The sequence below is a fragment of the Candidatus Poriferisocius sp. genome (assembly GCF_965202595.1).
Lineage (GTDB): Bacteria > Actinomycetota > Acidimicrobiia > Acidimicrobiales > Bin134 > Poriferisocius.
This window is the reverse complement of the sequence record NZ_OZ241836.1, coordinates 2,512,880-2,531,223: the sequence shown is the minus strand read 5'-3', so window position 1 is coordinate 2,531,223 and position 18,344 is coordinate 2,512,880. Positions and strand designations below refer to the sequence as shown.

The window sequence follows — 18,344 nt, the reverse complement described above, 5'->3', positions numbered from 1 at the left end:
ACTTCAAGATCGGGCGACTTCAAAGATCAAAACAACCCCAAGATCAACACCCGCGGCCTGGCCCCGGCTGACCAGGGCTAACCAAACCGTAGTACCAGGTTGAGCCACCGGTCGGTGGAGGCGGTCCAGCCGGGGGGAATGATCACGGTCGAGGACGACTCCTCAACGATGGCGGGGCCGGAGATCATGGGGCCGGGAAGGAGGGTGTCGCGGCGATAAACAGGGGTGTCGACCATGCCGCCGCCGAACCAGGCTGGGCGATGGGAGTGGGGCTCGGGCGGGATGGAGGATACTTTGCTGGTGGACCAGTCGGGTTTGGGCACCGGCCCGATCACCCGCACCCGGTAGTTGACGAACTCCACCGGATCGGCGGGGCGGATGCCGTACAACTGCTGGTAGAGGTGGCCGAAAGCAATGGCGGCTCGGCCCAGGTCGCAGCCATCCAGGGGGACGGTCAGCTCGTGGGCCTGGTGGCGGTAGCGAACGTCGATCTCCCGTTCCAGCACGATCTCGCCGGCTGCGAAGCCCTCGGAGACGATCTCGGCCACCGCGGTTGCCTCCAACTCGGCGTAGATCTCCTCCACCGCGCTGATGTGCTCGGCACTGATTTCCCCAGTACCAATTTCCCCAGTACTGATGACCCCAGCAACCGGGCCGATAACTCGGGTGCGGACATGATCGGTCACCACGTCGGAGGTCAGCAGGCCCACCGCTGAGCCCACGCCGGGATTGGTGGGGATGACTATTTCGCCGATGTCGAACTCCTCGGCGAGGCGGGCCGCATGCATTCCCGCCGCTCCTCCCGAGGCCAGCAGGGTGAAGTCCCGGGGGTCGATGCCCCGCTCCAGCGTCACCACCCTCACCGTGGCGGCCATGGTGGCGTTGACCACCTCGTACACCCCGGCCGCGGCCTCGTTCGGGTTCAGACCCATGGATTCACCCAGCCCGGCCAGGGCGTGTAGGGCTCGATCTGCCCGGATGGTCATGCGCCCTCCCAGGAAGTGATCGGGATTCAGGTAGCCCAGAACCAGGTTGGCATCGGTCACCGTGGGTAGGGTGCCGCCCCGGTTGTAGCAGGCCGGCCCCGGCTCGGCCCCGGCCGAATCGGGACCCACCCTCAGCGCGCCGCCGCTGTCGCGGTAGGCGATGGATCCACCCCCCGCCCCCACCTCGGCCAGATCGATCACCGGGATCTTGATCGGGTAGCCGGTTTTGATCTGCTTGAGCCCCGCCGACGCGGTACCTCCCACGTAGAACTCGTGGGCGATGGCCACTCGCCCGTCCCGTACCAGCCCGGCCTTCGCGGTGGTACCCCCCATGTCGAAGGAGATCAGGTTGTCGATGCCGGTGAGGCGACCGATGTGGGCGGCGGCCATCACCCCGGCGGCCGGGCCCGACTCCACCAGTTGCACTGGTCTGCGGGCCACGGTGGCCGCCGAGATGATCCCCCCGGATGAGCCCATTATCTGCAATCCTGCCCCAATCCCCTGGCGGGCCAGCTCGGTGTCCAACCGGGCGATGTAGCGGGTGACGGTGGGGCCCACATAGGCCGATATCACCGTGGTGCATGCTCGGGGCAGCTCCCGGTACTCGGGCCACACCTCCCCGGACGTTGCCACGTACATATCTGGGTCCAGCTCTGCGATGATGCCGGCAACCTGGCGTTCGTGGTCCCCGTTGGCATACGAGTGGAGAAGGCACACCGCCACCGCCGTTACCGGTTCGCGCTCCAAAAGGTCGAGCAGCGCAGAGCGGGCCTGCTCGGCATCCAGGGGTACAACCACCGAGCCGCCGGCCCCTACTCGTTCCTGAACCTCGATTATGTGCCGCCGAGCGACGATGGGGGCCTGCTTGGTGTAGAAGAGGTCGTACTTCTCGCGGTCACCCTTGCGCTCGTCTCCGATGATCAAGATGTCGCCGAATCCGGCGGTGGTGACATAGGCCACCGGGCCGCCCTTGCGCTCCAGGATCAGGTTGGTGGCCAGGGTGGTGGCGTGGACGACCTGGGACACATCGGCCGGGTCAATCCCGGTGCTGGTCAGCAGTTCGACCATTCCGGCCAGCACTCCCGTGGTGGGATCGTCGGGGGTGGTGAGCACCTTGGTGGTGGCCATGTCGCCGCTGGATCTGTCGATCAGCACCACATCGGTAAACGTCCCCCCAATGTCGATGCCCATGGCTTTGGTCATTTGCTTCTCAGTGCGGCCGTTGCCAGGGGGTCAACCTCTCCGTTTTCGGGGTTGATGGCCACGCCGTAATCCCGGTGGGCGGCCTCGGGCGACACCAGATTGTCGCCCACATCGGCGGCCACCAGCTCGGGGTCGCGCTCCAGCGGGTCGCCGTAGCCTCCCCCCGCTGAGGTGAACATGGTGATCATGTCCCCGGCCCGCAGGGGATGGGCGGTCACCTTGGCCGGTAGCGGCTGCTCATCGGGGGTGCCGTGGTTGAGCACCCAGCCACCACCGGCACCGGGAGAGCCGCCAAGAATCCCCGGGGGTGGGCGGCGGCATCGGTCGGTGGCCCGGCCGGTGAACCGACCATCGGTCAGGATACGGATATCGCGGCGCGACCCGGTGCCGCCCCGCCACCGGCCCGCCCCCCCGGAGTCGGTCCACAACTCGAAACGTTCGAAACGCACGGGATGCTCCTGCTCGTAAGCCTCCACGGTGTGGAAAGCCCCGCCGGAGCCGAACACCAGCGGGCCGGTCACGTCAACCCCATCCCGATCCGAGCGGGCCCCGGAGCCGCCGAACTGGGGGTCCATGAACGCCCACGGCTGCCCGCCACTGTCGATGCCGCTCATTATGTAGACATGGACGTTGCAGGAGGCGGCCACCGCCCGGGCCGGGTCGAGCTGGGAGAACGCTCCCAGCATGGCCTCCGCCACCGCCATGACCGTGGCCATGCGGGCGTTCAGCGCAGCGGGCGGGTTGGGGTTGACCAGCGTACCCGGGGGCAGGCGCAGCTCAAGGGGTCGGAAGGTGCCGTCGTTCACCGGGATGTCCGGGGCCAGCATGCAGCGGATGGCGAACAGCACCCCCGAGGTGGTCTGCGACACCGAGGCGTTGATGGGCCCCGGGGCCTGGGTGGAGGTTCCGGCAAAGTCGGCGGTGATGGTCGAGCCGTCAACCACGAGGGTTACCCGCACCTCGTGATCAGCAGTGGGGTCCACCCCGTCGTCGTCGATGACGAACGAGCCGGTGTAGGTGCCGTCGGGCAATGCCTCTATGCCCATCCGGGTGCGGCGTTCGGTGTAGTCCAGCAGCTCGCCGGTGATCCGGTGCAGCCGGGCCAGGCCGTAACGGGTAGCCAGATCGCCCAGCCGGCCCGCTCCCAGGTTCGTGGCTGCCATCATGGCTCGGATGTCGCCCAGAACCTTCTCGGGGGTGCGGCTGTTGGCTGCTATCACGTCCAGTATGGGTTGGTTGGGTTGCCCCGCGACGACCAGGGGCACGGGGGGTAGCACCAGACCCTCCTGGAACATCTCGGTGGCGTTGGCCGGCAACCCGCCGGCGGCCATACCCCCCAGATCGGCCACGTGCAGCAATGCGCAGGTGAAGAACCCCAGGATGTCGTCGATGAACACCGGGCGGAACACCATCACGTCGTTGGAGTGGATACCACCCCGGTAGGGATCGTTGGAGGCGTAAACGTCACCATCGGTCATCGACTCGGGGGGAAAGTGGTCCAGTAGAGAGCGCAGCGATGGGCGCAGGCTGGATAGGTGCATGAGGGGGGCACCCATCGACTGGGCGATGAACCGGCCCCGGTGGTCGAAAACCGCGGCGGTCGAATCACCACCCTCCTTCACCACCGAGGAATAGGCCGCCCTCACGGTGGTGAGCCCCATCTCCTCGGCTATGGCGGCCAGGGCGTTCTTTACCACCTCCAGCGCGACCGGGTCGCTCGGGCTCTTACCGGGTTCGGTCAGGGCGAGGCCGTCCATGCGGTCATAGTCAATCAGGCATCAGGGTTGGAACGGTGTTCGGGTCAATCGGGCATCAGGGTTCGGTCAGGTGTTCGGGTCGGTCGGGCATCAGGGTTCGGTCAGGTGTTCGGGTCGGTCGGGCATCAGGGTTGGAACGGTCCCTTGCCCATCTGGTCGCGGATGGTGACGACGGCCGGGTTGGTCATGGAGCGCCGCTGCCAGTTGGCACCGTCCACCACCATGGTATGGCCGCTGATGAACCGGGCGAAGGGGGAGGCCAAAAAGGTTGCTGCCCACCCCAGCTCGCGCACCTGCCCCACCCTCATGGCAGGCTGGCACGGGTCCTTCTCGTGGGTCCGGTCGAGGCTGGAGCGGATGTCGCTGGTCATGTCGGCGTGGGGAAACAGTCCTGGTACCAGGCCGTTCACCTGGATGCCGTAGGGGCCCCACTCCACCGCCAGGCTCTCGGTCATCGACTTGACCCCGGCTTTGGCCGCGGCTGAGTGGGCGAACCCGGGTCCGCCGGTCCAGGCGTAGGAAGCCCCGATGTTGACAATGGAGCCCGGTGTGCCGGCGGCCAGATGGCGGCGTCCGAACTCCCGGGCGCAGAAGAACGTGCCGTTGAGGGTGATGTCCACCACCGTGCGCCAGGCGTTGGGGGACATGTCCTCGGCCGGAACCGGGAAGTTGGCTGCCGCGTTGTTGATGAGCACATCGGGCAGGCCGAATCGATCGGTGGCCGCGTCGAAGGCTTCGGCAATATTTTCGGCCTGGCGGATGTCGCAACTCACCGCCAGCACTTCGGCACCGACTTCCTGGATGGCCGCCCGCCCGGCTTCGAGGTGCTCGGGTTTACGGCTGGCGATAACCAGGTTGGCCCCCAGCCGGGCGAATTCGGTGGCAATGGCTTTGCCCAGGCCGGTACCCCCACCGGTGACCAGAACGGTCTGATCCTGGTAGGTGCCCGGTACCAGAGCGGTGGCTCCTTCCGGGGCCGGCTCGGGCAGTCCGATGATCTCAGCCATGGCTCATTTCCTCCTCGGGACCGGTGGTAAGTACCGATTATCAGGACCGGTGGTCAGCATTGGCAGTGGTTCTTCTCAGGACCGGTGGTAATCGGGGTTGCGCTGTTGGGCTCGGGCGGCTCGGAACTCGGCGAAGTCGTCCGACCGGTTGATCAGCGTCTGGTAGGCGTACTCGTCGTTCATGGAGCGGCGCAACCCCTCGTCGGCCAGGTTGCGGATCACCCGGCGGGCGAGTTGGACGGTGTAGGGAGGGGCGGCGGCGATACCGGCGGCCATCTCCATCACGCAGTCGTCCAGCGCTTCGGGGGCCACGATGCGGGATACAATGCCATGGGTCAGCGCCTCCTCGGCACTCAGCACCCGGCCGGTGAGCACCATGTCGCTGACCAGGCCCGACCCGCAAATCTCAAACAGGCGACCCACGCCACCGGTGTCGGGGATCACCCCGTGGGTCACCTCGGGCAGCATGAACCGGGACCCCTCGGCGGCCACCCGGATGTCACACAGAAGGGCCCGCTGGAACGATCCCCCGATAGCCCAGCCATGGAGGGCCACGATGATGGGGGCGTCGATGTCCCAGATCTGCTGGATACCCTTCTGGCCTCGCTCCATCAGGGCGTGGTGGGCCAGTTCCACCTGCTGGCCGCCGATGGCAGCCACATCCCGGCCCGATGACCACGATTTGCCCTCACCCCGCCACACCACCGCCCGGATGGACTTGTTGGCTTTGAGTTCGCCCAGGATGTCGAACAGCGCTACATCCATGTCGTCGTCGAAGGCGTTGTGCTTGGCAGGGTTATTGTTGGTGATGACGGCTATGGGCCCGTCCACTGTGAGCTGTACTCGATCATCGGCCATACCCAGTGTCTAGCCGATAACGGGGTGTCTAGCCGATGCCGGGTTTGCCAGTTTTATTGAGGAGAATGTGGAGAGCGTGCCGGGTTTGCCGATTTTATTGAGGAGAATGACACCATGGCGATGAACTTGGAAATGATCGGGCACCAGAGCGAACCCCGCCGGCGGGGTTGGCTGCCCCGGGATTGCACTTTGTACGCCCTCAGCGTGGGGGCGGGATTCGACGATCTGGCGTTCGTGGGGGAGCGGGCAGCAGGCTTTCCCCAGCAGGTGTATCCCAGCTTCGTTTGCTCCGGTGGGCGGTCCGACGGCACCGGTCAGGACGATGGCTCCATGCTCCGGTTCGGTGATTACCAGGTTCATCAACTGGTTCACGGTGAGCAGGAGTTGACCATCCACGGGGAGATAGGGCCGTCGGGATCGGTGATTAGCACCTCAACAGTGGTGGGCATCTACGACAAAGGCTCCGGGGCGGTGGTCCACTCCCGGGGCGAGGCGGTGGATGCTGCCACCGGTGAGCCGGTGTTCACAGTGGGTTCCAAGCTGTTCATCATCGGCGAGGGTGGTTTCGGTGGTGATCCCGGTCCGAAAGCACCGGCCTGGCCGGTGGGTGACGAGGCCCCCGATGTCCAAGTGGACTGGCAAACCCTGCCGGTGCAATCGCTGCTTTACCGGCATGGGGGCAACGACCCCAACCTCATCCACTACGACCCCTCGGTGGCCGGGGCGGCCGGGTTCGACGGCCCCATCCTCATGGGGTTGAACACGTATGGTTTCGCCTGCCGGGCTCTGGTGGAGACGGTGTGCGAGGGCAACCCCGGGGTCCTGGGATCGATGTCGGGGCGCTTTGCCGCTCCCGGTTACAACGGTGATGTTCTCACCGCCCAAATCTGGCATAACCCCGGTGAGGACCGCGAAGTGTTGTTCCGGGTGGTCTCCAACCGGGGTTCCATCTTGCTGGACAGGGGCCGAGCCACGGTGAGATGAGCACCCACAGCAGATCCATGCCACGCCGCACCGATGGGCACCTCCAGCCGGAGGCATTGCCGGCCCGGAGAAAGGAGTTGGGACCGGTTTCCGGTTAGGCGACGAAGTGCACCGCCAATGTGCCCCAGATGGTGACCATGAACCCGATCATGGTCACCAAGTAGATGCGGGTCTGCTTGGAGAGCGCCAAGTCTATGTATCCCCGGAGTTCGCTGATCTCGCTTCGCATCTCGCTCCGGAGTTCGCTGATCTCGCTTCGCATCTCGCTCCGGAGTTCGCTGATCTCGCTTCGCATCTCGCTCCGGAGGACTTTCAGGTCGTCCTTGGTGGCAAGTTGCTCGCGCCCGTCTGGGAGGATGCACTGCATCAGGGTTTCCGTTGGTTCCTTCCCGATGGCAACTACCAGGTTGCTTGCCAATTCTGTGCGCTCAAGTTCGCTGATTGTCATTCGAATTCCTCCGAGAGTTTTCTTGGAGGGAACCCATTGACGCTCAAAAACGAAGCCGGCTCCGATTGCTTGGCCTCACTGTACCGGCAGCTCTGCTCGCTGTCAACCATGGGATTTGCGGGTTCGTCGGGATTTGCATGGTGGGGGGTTCATAGGCCGAGGTTGTGGTGGTCGGGAACCTCGAAGCGGCCGATGGCCTCGGCCCGGCGGTGCAGCAGCGCGACGGTGTCCTCGAGGTCACGAGCAATGATGAAGCGGCGGGCCTCCACACAATCAATCACGAAATTGCCGTGTTCCACCAGGTCGGCCACTTCGGGTTCGTAACCCCGGACTTTGGTCATTATCTCCTTGAGCTCGGTGAAGGTCATGCTGCGCCGCCCGGTGGATTCGCCCACCCGGGCGAGGTGGGCCGGGCGGTTGCGCTGGGCGGTGAACAGGCCGGTATCCATCATGCCGCCCGACGGGTACAGCACCGAGGCTCGCAGATTGTGGCCCTCCCGGACCAGGTTGGTGTGCAGGGCCTCGGTGAAACAGCTCACAGCGGCCTTGGACGCGGCGTAGACCGAAGCGGTGGGTACGGGGGCGAACCCGCCGTCACCCGAGGAGGTGTTGATTATCTGGCCGGGCCGGCCGCCGGCAATCATGCGGGGCACGAACTCGGTGGTGCATATGGCCACGCCGAACACGTTCACGCCGAAGCACCAGCGCCAGTCATTGGGCTCCTGCTCCCAGGGTTTGCCACCCCCTCCGGAGGTCACCCCGGCATTGTTGAACAGCAGATTGCAACGTCCGTGGGTGTCGTAGACATGTTCGGCCAATGCGGTCACCGACCCCTCGTCGCTCACATCGGTGGCCCATCCCGACACCGGACCAAGCTCGGACAGCTCGTTCACGGTGGCTTCGGTGGTGCCGGCCTCGATGTCGGCGATCACCACGGTGGATCCTCGCTGCAAAAGGGCGGTAACGATCCCCTTGCCTATTCCGCCGGCCCCGCCGGTTACCACCGCCACCATATTGCTGACATCGAGCTTGCTGACAGCGAGATGTTCGGAGAGATGTTCGGATGGGGTGTCGATGCTCATGGCACCTCCTGCGCTTTGCTAACAGTCGAGGTCTAGCAGCTTTTTCCGGTCCGGCTCACGCCGATGGCGCATCGGCCGCCTAATCGGCGTTGAGGGATTCTTGAATGATCCGGGCGGGGTTGGGGGGTGCGGCACTGGGAGTGGTGATGTCGATGTGGTGGATGGTGCCGGTCCAGGGGAAGGGGGGCCGGTACTCGCCGTTGACCGGGAAGCCGGTGTCGTAACCGATGATCAGACCGGTACCGCCGTTTTGCCAGGAGTTGGGCAGCGTGCGGTCCAGCTCCAGCCGGACGGCCAGATCGCCGTCCACCAGCAGCTCCACCAGGCCCGATGCCACCGATGTGGGCTGGTAACGGCACCCCAACCCGGTAGTGTTCTGGGGAATCCTCCGGTCGGTGGCCAACCGGTACTGGTCGCCCGAAAGGCACAGGCCCAGCACCAGGGTACCCTCCAGGCCGTAAAGGGCGATGCCGCTGGTCCAATCCCCCAAGGCCCACACGATGCCACTGGCTCCGTTCGGGTCCACCGTTACCTCGGCTTCGATGGTAAAGCCCCTCACCAGCACCGGCAGGACCTCGTCGGCCACCCGGCCGGCACCGGGCCGGTAACGGGCGTAGGTCGGGGGCGGATGGGCCGCCGGGCTTATGGCCGTCATACGCCCGGCGTAACCATCATCAAGAGGCAGCACGTGGTAGCGCTGGGCCGCCTCCCACCAGGCGGCTTTCAGCTCGGCCAGCTTCTCGGGAAGCTCGGCGGCCCGGTCGTGAGCCTCGGAGAAGTCATCGTCGAGGTTGAACAGCGACCAGTTGTCGTCCGGAAAGGAGAGGCTACCTTCCATCAGCGCGATCTCGTCGCCGTGGGCCTGGCCCACATGGTCGGTGGTGGCTTTCCAACCGTTCAGGTACATGGCTCGTGACCCCTGAATCTCGAAATACTGCTCGGATCGGGGTGACGGAGCATCGGGGTCGTCGAAGGTGGCCGCCAGGCTAACCCCGTGCATGGGCATCTGGGTTACCCCGTCAACCGATTCGGGGGAGTCCACCCCGCACAGCTCAAGCACCGTGGGGGCCAGGTCCACCGCGTGGCAGAACTGGTTGCGCACCTCGCCGCGGGTGGTTATGCCGGCGGGCCAGCGTATTACCAGTGGGGTGCGGGTGCCGCCCAGCCAGGCGTACCGCTTCCACAACCGGAAGGGGGTGTTGCCGGCCCATGCCCATCCCCAGGCGTAGTGGTTGTAGGTGCGGGGCCCGCCCAGCTCGTCGAACCATTCCAGGTTGGCGGTCACCGACTCGGGCAGGCCCTTGGTGAACCGGTGCTCGTTGACCGATCCCACCTGGCCGCCCTCGGCGCTGGCCCCGTTGTCGGAACACAGGATGACCACGGTGTTGTCCAGCTCGCCGATACCCTCCAGGTGGTCGATTACCCGGCCGATCTGGGCATCGGTGTGAGTCAGCATCCCGGCGTACACCTCGTGCATCCGGGTGAACAGCCGCCGGGAGTCGCCGTCCAGATCGTCCCAGGGTTGCACCCAGGGGGGACGCTCGGTGAGCCTGGTTCCGGCGGGCACGATGCCCGATGCCAGTTGGCGCTCGAAAGTTCGTTCCCGCCATCTTTCCCACCCGTCGTCGAACGCCCCCCGGTAGGGTTCCACCCAATCGGGGGCCACATGGTGGGGGGCATGGGTGGCCGCTTCGGCGTAGTAGCAGAAGAACGGCTTGCCGGGGGCGGCGTGCTTGTGGTCGGTAATGGTGGTGATCACCCGATCGGCCAGGTCGGCGCTGAGGTGGTAGCCATCCTCGTAGTCACCTGGGGGGTCTACATAGTGCTGATCGCGCACCAGATTGGGGGTCCAGTAGTTGGCCCCGCCGTGAAGCACCCCGTAGTAGCGCTCGAAGCCCACCCCGGTGGGCCAAAGAGTGAACGGGCCGGCCGCGCTGCGTTCCCCCCGGGGGGTGAGGTGCCACTTGCCCACGGCCATGGTCCCCCAACCGGCATCTCTGAGGATGCGGGGTATCATGGCCGCCGACGGGGGGATGCGGGCCGTGTAGCCGGGGAAGCCCATGGCCATGTCGGACAGAAAACCCATGCCCACCGCGTGGTGGTTGCGTCCGGTTAGAAGAGCGGCTCGGGTGGGTGAGCACAGGGCCGTCACGTGGAAGCGGTTGAACGACAGCCCACCGGCCGCGAGCCGATCAATGTTGGGGGTGGCGATGTCGGAACCGAAGCAGCCCAGTTGAGCGAAACCGGTGTCGTCCAGCAGGACGATCAGCACGTTGGGTGCTCCCCGGGGTACTCGGGATAGTTCGGGATGGTGGGGGGTGGACTCGGCCACGGTGAGACCGATGCTCGCGGGTCCCGATCCGGGGTGTGTTGGTTTGGGGTGTCCCGATCCGGGGTGTGTGGGTTTGGGGTGTGTGGGTTTGGTCATGGCCGGTTAGCGACGTGATCGGTAGTCGGCACCGGGGATGGTGGCGAACCGGAAGGGTTCGGGTTGGCGGCCCGCGAGCAGTGCGAAACATTCACCGGTGAGACCCGATGAGAAAATTGTCATGGCCGCTTCGGCCACCTCCTCTGCCTCCATGATTGTCATCCCTGCGGCCTCCAGGCGGTCGCGGTTGCCGTCCAGGAACCCGGTGTCCACCGTAGCCGGGCAGACCGCATTCAGGTTGATGTTCTGCCCGGTCAGGTTTGGGGCCGCGCTGCGGACCAGGGCGGCCACGGCGTGCTTAGACATGGAGTAGCCCAGGTCCAATGGCAGCGGGCTGAACGAGGCCATCGACGCGGTGATCAGCGCATGCCCGCCGCCGGCTGCTTGCAGCAGCGGGACCGCGGCTCGCAGGCCGAACACCACGCCGTGCTGGTTGACCCCGATGATGCGCAGGTAGTCGTCGTCGCTGAGGGTGGTGATGTCTCCCACCCCCGATCTGATGCCGGCGTTGAGGTGGACCAGATCGAGATGGCCCGGGTCGGTAGCCAGCTCGGTGGCCAGGGCGGCCCAGGCCCGGGAGTCGGCCACATCCAGGTGGTGGTACCGCCCGCCGATATCGTGAGCCACCCGCCGGCCGGCATCGTCGGCCACATCGGTGCAGATGACGTGAGCCCCGGCCCTGGCGTAACGGCGGGCGCAGGCGGCGCCGATTCCTGATGCCGCCCCGGTGACCAGAGCGGTTCTTCCCCGAAGATCCACCATTGGTTAGTTGCCGGATTTCTTCGCGCCTTGGGCGAAGGCGTCCTGGGTGTCGAGGTCGTAGAGGCCGTTGATGAATTGAAGCGGAGGCTCGGTGGCGAACTCCCTTTTGGCTCGGCTGGGCATGATCTTCTCCCGGCGGCGCAGATCCCACATGCTCTCGCAGCGACCCGAGTAGTGGTCGGGTTGTTCCAGCATCCAGATGATGCCCTCGGCCGGCACCGATGTGGGCTCCCAGTCGGTGAGGTCGATATCACCCATGTTGGCCAGCGTCCCCTCGGAAGCCACTGGAATGTCGATACGGAAGCAGTTGACCGCGATGCGGTCGGGATAAAACTGCCGGGCCAGGTCGGTGGTCATCCGCTCCAGAGCCAGCTTTGACATGCCGTAGGCCATCAGGCCGGGTACCGGGCGCAGCGAGGCCTGAGACGAAAGGTTGAGGATGCGTCCCCGTCCCGCCGCCCGCAGGTGGGGCAGAGCGGCCCTAACGGTGAGCATGGGAGCTCGCAGGTTGATGTCCATGATGAGGTCGTAACGCTTCAGGGGGATGTCCACCTCACCCACGAAGGTGACCGCCGCGTTGTTGACCACCACATCCAGATGGCCCCATTTCCTTACCGGGGCGGCCACCATGGCCTCGATGCTGTCGGCCGATGTCAGATCGGTGGGTACGGCCAGAGCATCGCCTCCGGCGGCGATCACCGCCTCCACGGTTTCATCGATGGTGCCGGGCAGCGGTTTGGGCGAAGCCCGGGTGGATCGGGCCGCGCACGCCACCTTGGCCCCCCGGCTCGCCGCGGCCCGGGCTATGGCCGCGCCCACCCCCCGGCTGGCCCCCGTGACCAGCACCACCCTTCCTGCCAGATCGAAAGGTTCAGCCATCAGCCATGCCCGCTATCTGGGACATACGCGGTACAACCGCCGGTCGCACAAAGGTTCAGCCATCAGTACTTTTGGCATGCCAAAGCTACCCTAGAGCAACCTCCTCGAACTGGAGGTCATCTCTAGCCCAAGGTTATGCAATGGAATCGGAAACCGGTTACCGCCACCTGGCAGTAGAGCGATTGGGCGGCTGCATCGGTGCGGAAATCAGCAACGTGGATTTGCGGGCTGACCTGCCCGACGAGGTGGTCGCCGAGATTCGCCGGGCATGGTTGACCCACCTGGTGGTGTTCTTTCGCGATCAGCCACTGACTCTGGATCAGTTCTCGGCGTTCGCCCGCCGTATCGGCACCCCGGGCCGGTACCCATTCGTACCCGGACTTCCCGGCCATCCCGAGATCATCGAGGTCAAGAAGCTGCCCGGCGAGACAGTCAATTTCGGGGGTATCTGGCACAGCGACACCGCCTACCTGGAAAGGCCGCCCATGGCTTCGCTGCTGCTGGCCCGGGAGGTGCCCACTGCTGGTGGCGACACCGAGTTTGCCAACATGTACGCCGCCTACGACGCGCTTTCCGATGGCCTGAAGCGGTTCCTCCGGGGTCTTGGGGCAGTGAACAGCTCGGCTCTGGCCGACGTATCCAGAACCCGTGAGGACCGTATGGCCGAAGCGGCCATTACTGGATATGGGGAACCTGAGGACGCGGTCATTACTGGATATGGGGAACCTGAGGACGCGGTCATTACTGGATATGGGGAACCTGAGGACGCGGTCATTACTGGATATGGGGAAATCGGGGATTACGAGGCGGTTCATCCGGTGGTTCGTACCCACCCGGAGACCGGCCGCCCCGCTCTCTATGTCAACGTGGCCCACACCGCCCGCTTCGAGTCCATGACCGAGGAGGAGAGCCAACCCCTGCTGGGGTTCCTGTTCGCTCACCAGTCGCGCCCCGAGTTCACCTGCCGGTTCCGCTGGGAGGTGGGGTCGCTGGCGCTTTGGGACAACCGCTGCACCATGCACAATCCCATCAATGACTACCACGGCCGGTGCCGGATAATGCACCGCATCACCCTGGAGGGGGACGAGCCCCGATGAACCCCGCCCCACCGCCATCATGCGTCAACAACCTCCGCGGATGACTCGCATCATGCGTCAACAACCTCCGCGAATGTTGCCACTAGGGTTGGTCCGGTTCTCGGATGACGGGGGGTGCACCAACCATGGGGCATGAGGAACGATTGCTGATCGACGGGGAGTTGAGGGCTGCCGGCGGGGGTGGGGTGTTCGAGGTGGTTAACCCGGCCACCGAGGAAGTCATGGGTGGGGCGGCCGATGCCACCGAGGCCGATGCTCGGGCCGCAGTAGAGTCCGCCCGCCGGGCGTTCGACACCACCGGCTGGGCCCGGGATCATGGTTTTCGGGCCCACTGCCTGCACCAGTTCCACGCCGCCATGGAGCGTCACTTGGAGGAGTTGCGGGCGCTGACCGTGGCCGAAGTGGGCACGCCGGTGATGCTCACTCACGGGGGCCCGCAGCTCGAGGCCCCGGTGGCTTCGGTCAAGTGGGTGGCGGAGATGATGGATGACTACCGGTGGGTGGAGGAACTGGGAGTGATCGAGGCTTACGGGACCAACCACCGGCGGTGGATCGAGCGGGAGCCGGTGGGGGTGGTGGCCGCCATTACTGCTTACAACTTCCCGGTTCAGCTCAACCTGGCCAAGCTGGCCCCGGCGCTGGGTGCCGGTAACACGGTTGTGCTGAAGGGAGCCCCCGACACGCCGTTGTCGGCGCTGGCCCTGGGGCGGTTGATCGCCGAAGAGACCGACATACCCCCCGGTGTGGTCAACATCTTGAGTTCTTCGACCACTTCGGTGGGCGAGGTGCTGACCACCCACCCGGATGTGGACATGGTGACCTTCACCGGTTCCACCGCCACCGGGAGGCGGGTTATGGCCGCGGCGAGCGCCACGGTGAAGACCTTCTTGGAGTTGGGGGGCAAGAGCGCCCATGTGGTGCTGGACGATGCTGATGTGCAGGCCGCGGCCACCATGAACTCTTTCATGGTATGCACCCACGCCGGGCAGGGGTGTGCCATTGCCACCCGCCTGGTGGTCCCCGCGGCGAAGGCCGAACTCGCCGCCGAGGTGGCCGCGGCCACGATGGCCGGCATCCCCTACGGCGACCCCACCGATCCCGGGGTGATGATGGGGCCGCTCATCAACTCCCGCCAGCGGGACAAGGTGCACCGGTTGGTGACCACCGCGGTGGATCAGGGGGCGAAGCTGGTGGCCGGCGGGCGGCGGCCGGATCATCTGCCGGTCGGCTACTACTACGAACCCACCGTGCTGGCCGGAGTGGGCGAGAATGAGCTGGTGGCCCAGGAGGAGGTCTTCGGGCCGGTAATGGCCATAATCGGCTATGAGGGGGGTGATGACGAGGCGGTCCGGATTGCCAACAACTCCATCTACGGGTTGTCGGGCGCGGTTAGCAGCGCCGATCCCGATCGGGCCCGCGCCGTGGCTCGCCGGATCCGCTCGGGCACCATCAGCGTGAACGGCGGCCTGTACTACGCCCCCGATGCCCCCTTCGGAGGTTTCAAGCAATCGGGCATCGGCCGGGAGATGGGCGTGGCCGGATTCGAGGAGTTCCTCGAGATCAAGACCCTGGCCGAACCGGCCGGGTAACGGTCGGACCCAGCCGGAATGCGCGCCTCGGGGGAGTGGGCCGGCATCCCTCAGGCGGCTCAGGCGGCCGCGACCGGTTTCGGGGATGCCCCCGCGGTGGTTGAGGGCGACAAGGTGGTGACCTACGCCGAACTGGGCCGGTGGGCCAACCGGGCTGCGGCCGCCATGCAGGCTGGTGGGGTCCGGGCCGGCGATCGGGTGGCGATCTGGGCCTCCAACCGCTCGGAGTGGATAATCGCCGCGCTGGGGCTCCAGGGTGCCGGGGCCGCGCTGGTGCCGGTGAATACCCGGTTCAAACCGGCTGAGGCTGCCCACATCCTGGCTCGCAGCCGGAGCCGGATACTGGTGGTGGAATCCGGGTTTGCGGGCATCAACCCGGCCGCCCTGTTCGATGAGCCCGGCCTGTCCGGTTTGAAGCAGGTCGTGGTGCTGCCTCCGGCCCAACCGGAAACCGGTCAACCGGAAACCGACCCCGAAACCGACCAACCGGAAACCGGCAATTATCCAGGGGTGTCGTGGGCCGAATTTCTGGCTGCCGGTGACAGGGTGCCCCAAGCTGCGGTTACGGCCCGGTATCAGGGGGTGGATGCAGCCGGTATCAGCGACGTCTTGTTCACATCGGGCACCACCGGAGCCCCCAAGGGCGTGATGATGACCCACGGTCAGACCCTGCGGCAGTTCTCCGACTGGTGCGATTTTGCCGACCTGCGGCGGGGAGATAGGTACCTCATCATCAACCCTTTCTTCCACATGTTCGGCTACAAGGCGGGTTGGCTGGCCTGCCTCTTGCGGGGGGCTGTCATGTATCCGATCCCGGTGTTCGATGTGGGCCGGGTGCTGGAACTGGTGGAAACCGAGCGGATAACAGTGCTTCCCGGTCCGCCCACCATCTACCAGGCCATCCTGGATCATCCCTCCCGCCCTGGCCGGGACCTGTCCAGCTTGCGGGTGGCCGTCACCGGGGCGGCCGACATCCCGGTGGAGTTGATCCGCAGGATGCGCCGGGAGTTGCCGTTTCAGCGGATCTGTACCGGTTATGGACTCACCGAGGCCGGTACCTGCACCGGAACTCGGCCCGGGGACGATCCCGAGACCATCGCAACCAGCGTGGGGCGGGCCATGCCCGGTTTGGAGGTGAAGGTTGCCGAAGGCGACCGGCAAGCCGAGCGGGGGGCCGACCAGCCAGGCGATGAGCAAGCCGACCGGGGGGCAACCGGTGAGGTGCTTGTTCGGGGTTTCAGCGTGATGGCCGGCTACCTCGACGACCCCGAAGCCACCGCCGCGGCCATTGACGGCGACGGTTGGTTGCACACCGGGGACCTGGGAAACCTGGACGACCAGGGCTACCTGAGGATCGTCGGCCGGCTGAAGGACATGTTCATAGTGGGGGGGTTCAACGTCTATCCCGCAGAGGTGGAGAACATTTTGATGGGTCATCCCGGTGTGGCCCAGGCGGCGGTGGTCGGGGTTCCAGACGAGCGGTTGGGGGAAGTGGGTAGGGCCTACATAGTGCCCCAGCCCGGAGCCTCCATGGACGAGGCCGAGCTCATCGCCTGGTGCCGGGAACGCATGGCCAACTACAAAGCCCCAAGGTCGGTTGTGTTCCTGGAGTCACTCCCGCTGAACGCCATCGGAAAGGTGATGAAAACCCAATTGGAAGCCATGTCGGGATCGGTAACCCCACCGGCCGGCCACTAGCCGGTGGGTGGCCGGAGCGTGTGCCTCAGCTCCCGCCGCAAGGTTTTGCCCGAGGGCAACCGGGGGATGGAATCCACCATGTGCACCGCCCGGAGGTGCTTGTAGGAAGCCAGCGTGCCGGCCACCAGGTGCTTGAGGTCACCGCTGGTGGCCGTGGATCCGCCGGCGAGTTGCACGGCGGCCTCCACGGCCTCGCCGGATTCGGCATCGGGCACTCCGAATACTGCGCAATCAACCACTTCGGAATGGGTCAACAGCACTGCCTCCACCTCGGCGGGGGCTACTTGGAAGCCCTTGACCTTGATCATCTCCTTCAACCTGTCGGTTATGTGCAACCAACCCTCCGGCTCCATCCAGCCCATGTCCCCGGTGCGGTACCACCCGCCGGAGAAGGCCTCGGCGTTGGCCTCGTCGGGCAGGTAGCCGGCCATCGTCGCGGGGCTGCGGACCTGGATCTCGCCCGTCTCGCCCGGCGGCAGGGCGGTACCGGTCCTTGGATCGGTGATGCGTATCTCGACGTCGGGCACGGGAAGGCCGGGAGAGTCCAGCCGCCACCGGTCGGGATGATGCACAGGGTTGCTGGTTATCACCGGTACCTCGCTGGCCCCGTAGGCGGGCATGAAGGCAACCCCCGTGCGTTCGGATACCCTTTGGGCCACGCTCTCGGTAACGGGTGTGGCCCCCCACATGATGTAGCGCAGCGACGACAGGTCGTACTCCTCCAAGCGGGGGTGGTTGGCCAGGGCCAGGGCAATCGGGGCCACTGCCATCTCCAGGGTTACCCGGTCGGCCTCGATGGCGGCCAGCACCGCGTCGAGGTCGAACCGGGGGTGGAGCCGCACCGACGATCCGGCCCCCACGGAGGCGAGCATGTTCAGCAAACCGAGAATGTGAAAGGGCGGGGTGGCGATCTGGAACCGGTCGTCAGGGGTCAAACCGAGTGTGGCCGCCCACTGGACCGTGGCGGCCCCGATGCTGGCGTGGGTGTGGCGCACCGCTTTGGGCAGCCCGGTGGTTCCGGAGCTGAACACCAGGACGGCCTCGGACCGGTCCCAATCCCGGTGGGTTTGGAAAGGTTCGCACGGGTGGTGGGCCAGGGTCGCCACTGCGGAGTCCTGGTCCAGGTGGATCACCCGGTTCGGGGAATGATCGGGCCGGTTCCGGTGGGTGTCACCGTCGGTGATGGTCAGCACGGGCTCGGTGAGGCCGGTGGCGTGAGCGGTCTCGGCTTGCTTCCACGCCGGGCTGATCATCACGGCCGACCCGCCCAGCTTGAGGATCCCGAACATCGCGGTGAAGAACTCGGGCCGGTTGGAGGCCATGACCGCTACCCGCTGCCCGGCTTTCACGCCGCGTGCGGCCAGCAGGTGGGCGAACCCGTCGGCTTGCCGGTTTAACTCCCGGTAGGTCAGCAGCCGGTCTCCGAACCGTATGGCCACCCGGTCGCCGAACCGGCTGGCGGCCAACTCCAGCAAGCTCTGAAGGCTGGTTCCTTTCGGGTATTGCAGTGGGGGGAAGATCGGGGGCACCGTCACGCCGATCCCTTACACCGTTTTGATCTGGGGT

General features: G+C 65.9%; 14 protein-coding genes. 4 read left to right on the top strand and 10 right to left on the bottom strand.

Annotated features, from left to right (window positions below; genetic code table 11):
- Positions 1–77: 77 nt before the first annotated feature.
- The 4 genes from ACOGXC_RS11405 to ACOGXC_RS11390 form a co-directional block, all read right to left on the bottom strand.
- Positions 78–2,189, bottom strand: coding sequence for a hydantoinase/oxoprolinase family protein (locus tag ACOGXC_RS11405; RefSeq protein ID WP_419918313.1), 2,112 nt, complete (start codon positions 2,187–2,189; stop codon positions 78–80).
- Positions 2,186–3,946, bottom strand: a complete 1,761-nt coding sequence (locus tag ACOGXC_RS11400; RefSeq protein WP_419918312.1) for a hydantoinase B/oxoprolinase family protein — start codon at positions 3,944–3,946, stop codon at positions 2,186–2,188. The genes ACOGXC_RS11405 and ACOGXC_RS11400 overlap by 4 nt, the downstream gene beginning before the upstream one ends.
- 125 nt (positions 3,947–4,071) lie before the next feature.
- The gene (locus tag ACOGXC_RS11395) at positions 4,072–4,953 is read right to left on the bottom strand and encodes an SDR family oxidoreductase (protein WP_419918311.1); all 882 of its coding nucleotides are present in this window, start codon (positions 4,951–4,953) and stop codon (positions 4,072–4,074) included.
- Between the two features lie 75 nt (positions 4,954–5,028).
- Positions 5,029–5,811, bottom strand: coding sequence for an enoyl-CoA hydratase/isomerase family protein (locus ACOGXC_RS11390; RefSeq protein ID WP_419918310.1), 783 nt, complete (start codon positions 5,809–5,811; stop codon positions 5,029–5,031).
- A gap of 114 nt (positions 5,812–5,925) precedes the next feature.
- Here ACOGXC_RS11390 and ACOGXC_RS11385 point away from each other — a divergent pair, with 114 nt between their 5' ends.
- Positions 5,926–6,795, top strand: a complete 870-nt coding sequence (locus ACOGXC_RS11385; RefSeq protein WP_419918309.1) for a MaoC/PaaZ C-terminal domain-containing protein — start codon at positions 5,926–5,928, stop codon at positions 6,793–6,795.
- A gap of 94 nt (positions 6,796–6,889) precedes the next feature.
- Here the strand turns inward: ACOGXC_RS11385 and ACOGXC_RS11380 are convergent, their stop codons facing one another.
- From ACOGXC_RS11380 to ACOGXC_RS11360, 5 genes are all read right to left on the bottom strand, one after another.
- Positions 6,890–7,243: a hypothetical protein gene (locus ACOGXC_RS11380; protein WP_419918308.1), complete on the bottom strand. Its 354-nt coding sequence runs from the start codon at positions 7,241–7,243 to the stop codon at positions 6,890–6,892.
- A gap of 149 nt (positions 7,244–7,392) precedes the next feature.
- The gene (locus tag ACOGXC_RS11375) at positions 7,393–8,325 is read right to left on the bottom strand and encodes an SDR family NAD(P)-dependent oxidoreductase (protein WP_419918307.1); all 933 of its coding nucleotides are present in this window, start codon (positions 8,323–8,325) and stop codon (positions 7,393–7,395) included.
- Positions 8,326–8,404: 79 nt separating this feature from the next.
- Positions 8,405–10,657, bottom strand: coding sequence for an arylsulfatase (locus tag ACOGXC_RS11370; RefSeq protein ID WP_419918306.1), 2,253 nt, complete (start codon positions 10,655–10,657; stop codon positions 8,405–8,407).
- A gap of 102 nt (positions 10,658–10,759) precedes the next feature.
- The gene (locus tag ACOGXC_RS11365; protein WP_419918305.1) at positions 10,760–11,515 is read right to left on the bottom strand and encodes an SDR family NAD(P)-dependent oxidoreductase; all 756 of its coding nucleotides are present in this window, start codon (positions 11,513–11,515) and stop codon (positions 10,760–10,762) included.
- 3 nt (positions 11,516–11,518) lie between these two features.
- Positions 11,519–12,394 (bottom strand): SDR family NAD(P)-dependent oxidoreductase, encoded by an 876-nt coding sequence (locus ACOGXC_RS11360; RefSeq protein WP_419918304.1) that lies wholly within the window; start codon positions 12,392–12,394, stop codon positions 11,519–11,521.
- A gap of 140 nt (positions 12,395–12,534) precedes the next feature.
- Here ACOGXC_RS11360 and ACOGXC_RS11355 point away from each other — a divergent pair, with 140 nt between their 5' ends.
- From ACOGXC_RS11355 to ACOGXC_RS11345, 3 genes are all read left to right on the top strand, one after another.
- Positions 12,535–13,491 carry a TauD/TfdA dioxygenase family protein gene (locus tag ACOGXC_RS11355; RefSeq protein WP_419918303.1) on the top strand — a complete coding sequence of 319 codons (957 nt, stop codon included), beginning with the start codon at positions 12,535–12,537 and terminating at the stop codon, positions 13,489–13,491.
- Positions 13,492–13,616: 125 nt separating this feature from the next.
- A complete protein-coding gene (locus ACOGXC_RS11350) occupies positions 13,617–15,080 on the top strand; it encodes an aldehyde dehydrogenase family protein (protein WP_419918302.1) in 1,464 nt (487 codons plus the stop codon).
- A gap of 18 nt (positions 15,081–15,098) precedes the next feature.
- Positions 15,099–16,778, top strand: coding sequence for a FadD3 family acyl-CoA ligase (locus tag ACOGXC_RS11345; RefSeq protein ID WP_419918301.1), 1,680 nt, complete (start codon positions 15,099–15,101; stop codon positions 16,776–16,778).
- Here the strand turns inward: ACOGXC_RS11345 and ACOGXC_RS11340 are convergent.
- Complete coding sequence (locus ACOGXC_RS11340) at positions 16,775–18,217, bottom strand: class I adenylate-forming enzyme family protein (RefSeq protein ID WP_419920069.1); 1,443 nt, start codon at positions 18,215–18,217, stop codon at positions 16,775–16,777. The two genes, ACOGXC_RS11345 and ACOGXC_RS11340, sit on opposite strands and share 4 nt — an antisense overlap.
- Positions 18,218–18,344 lie beyond the last annotated feature (127 nt).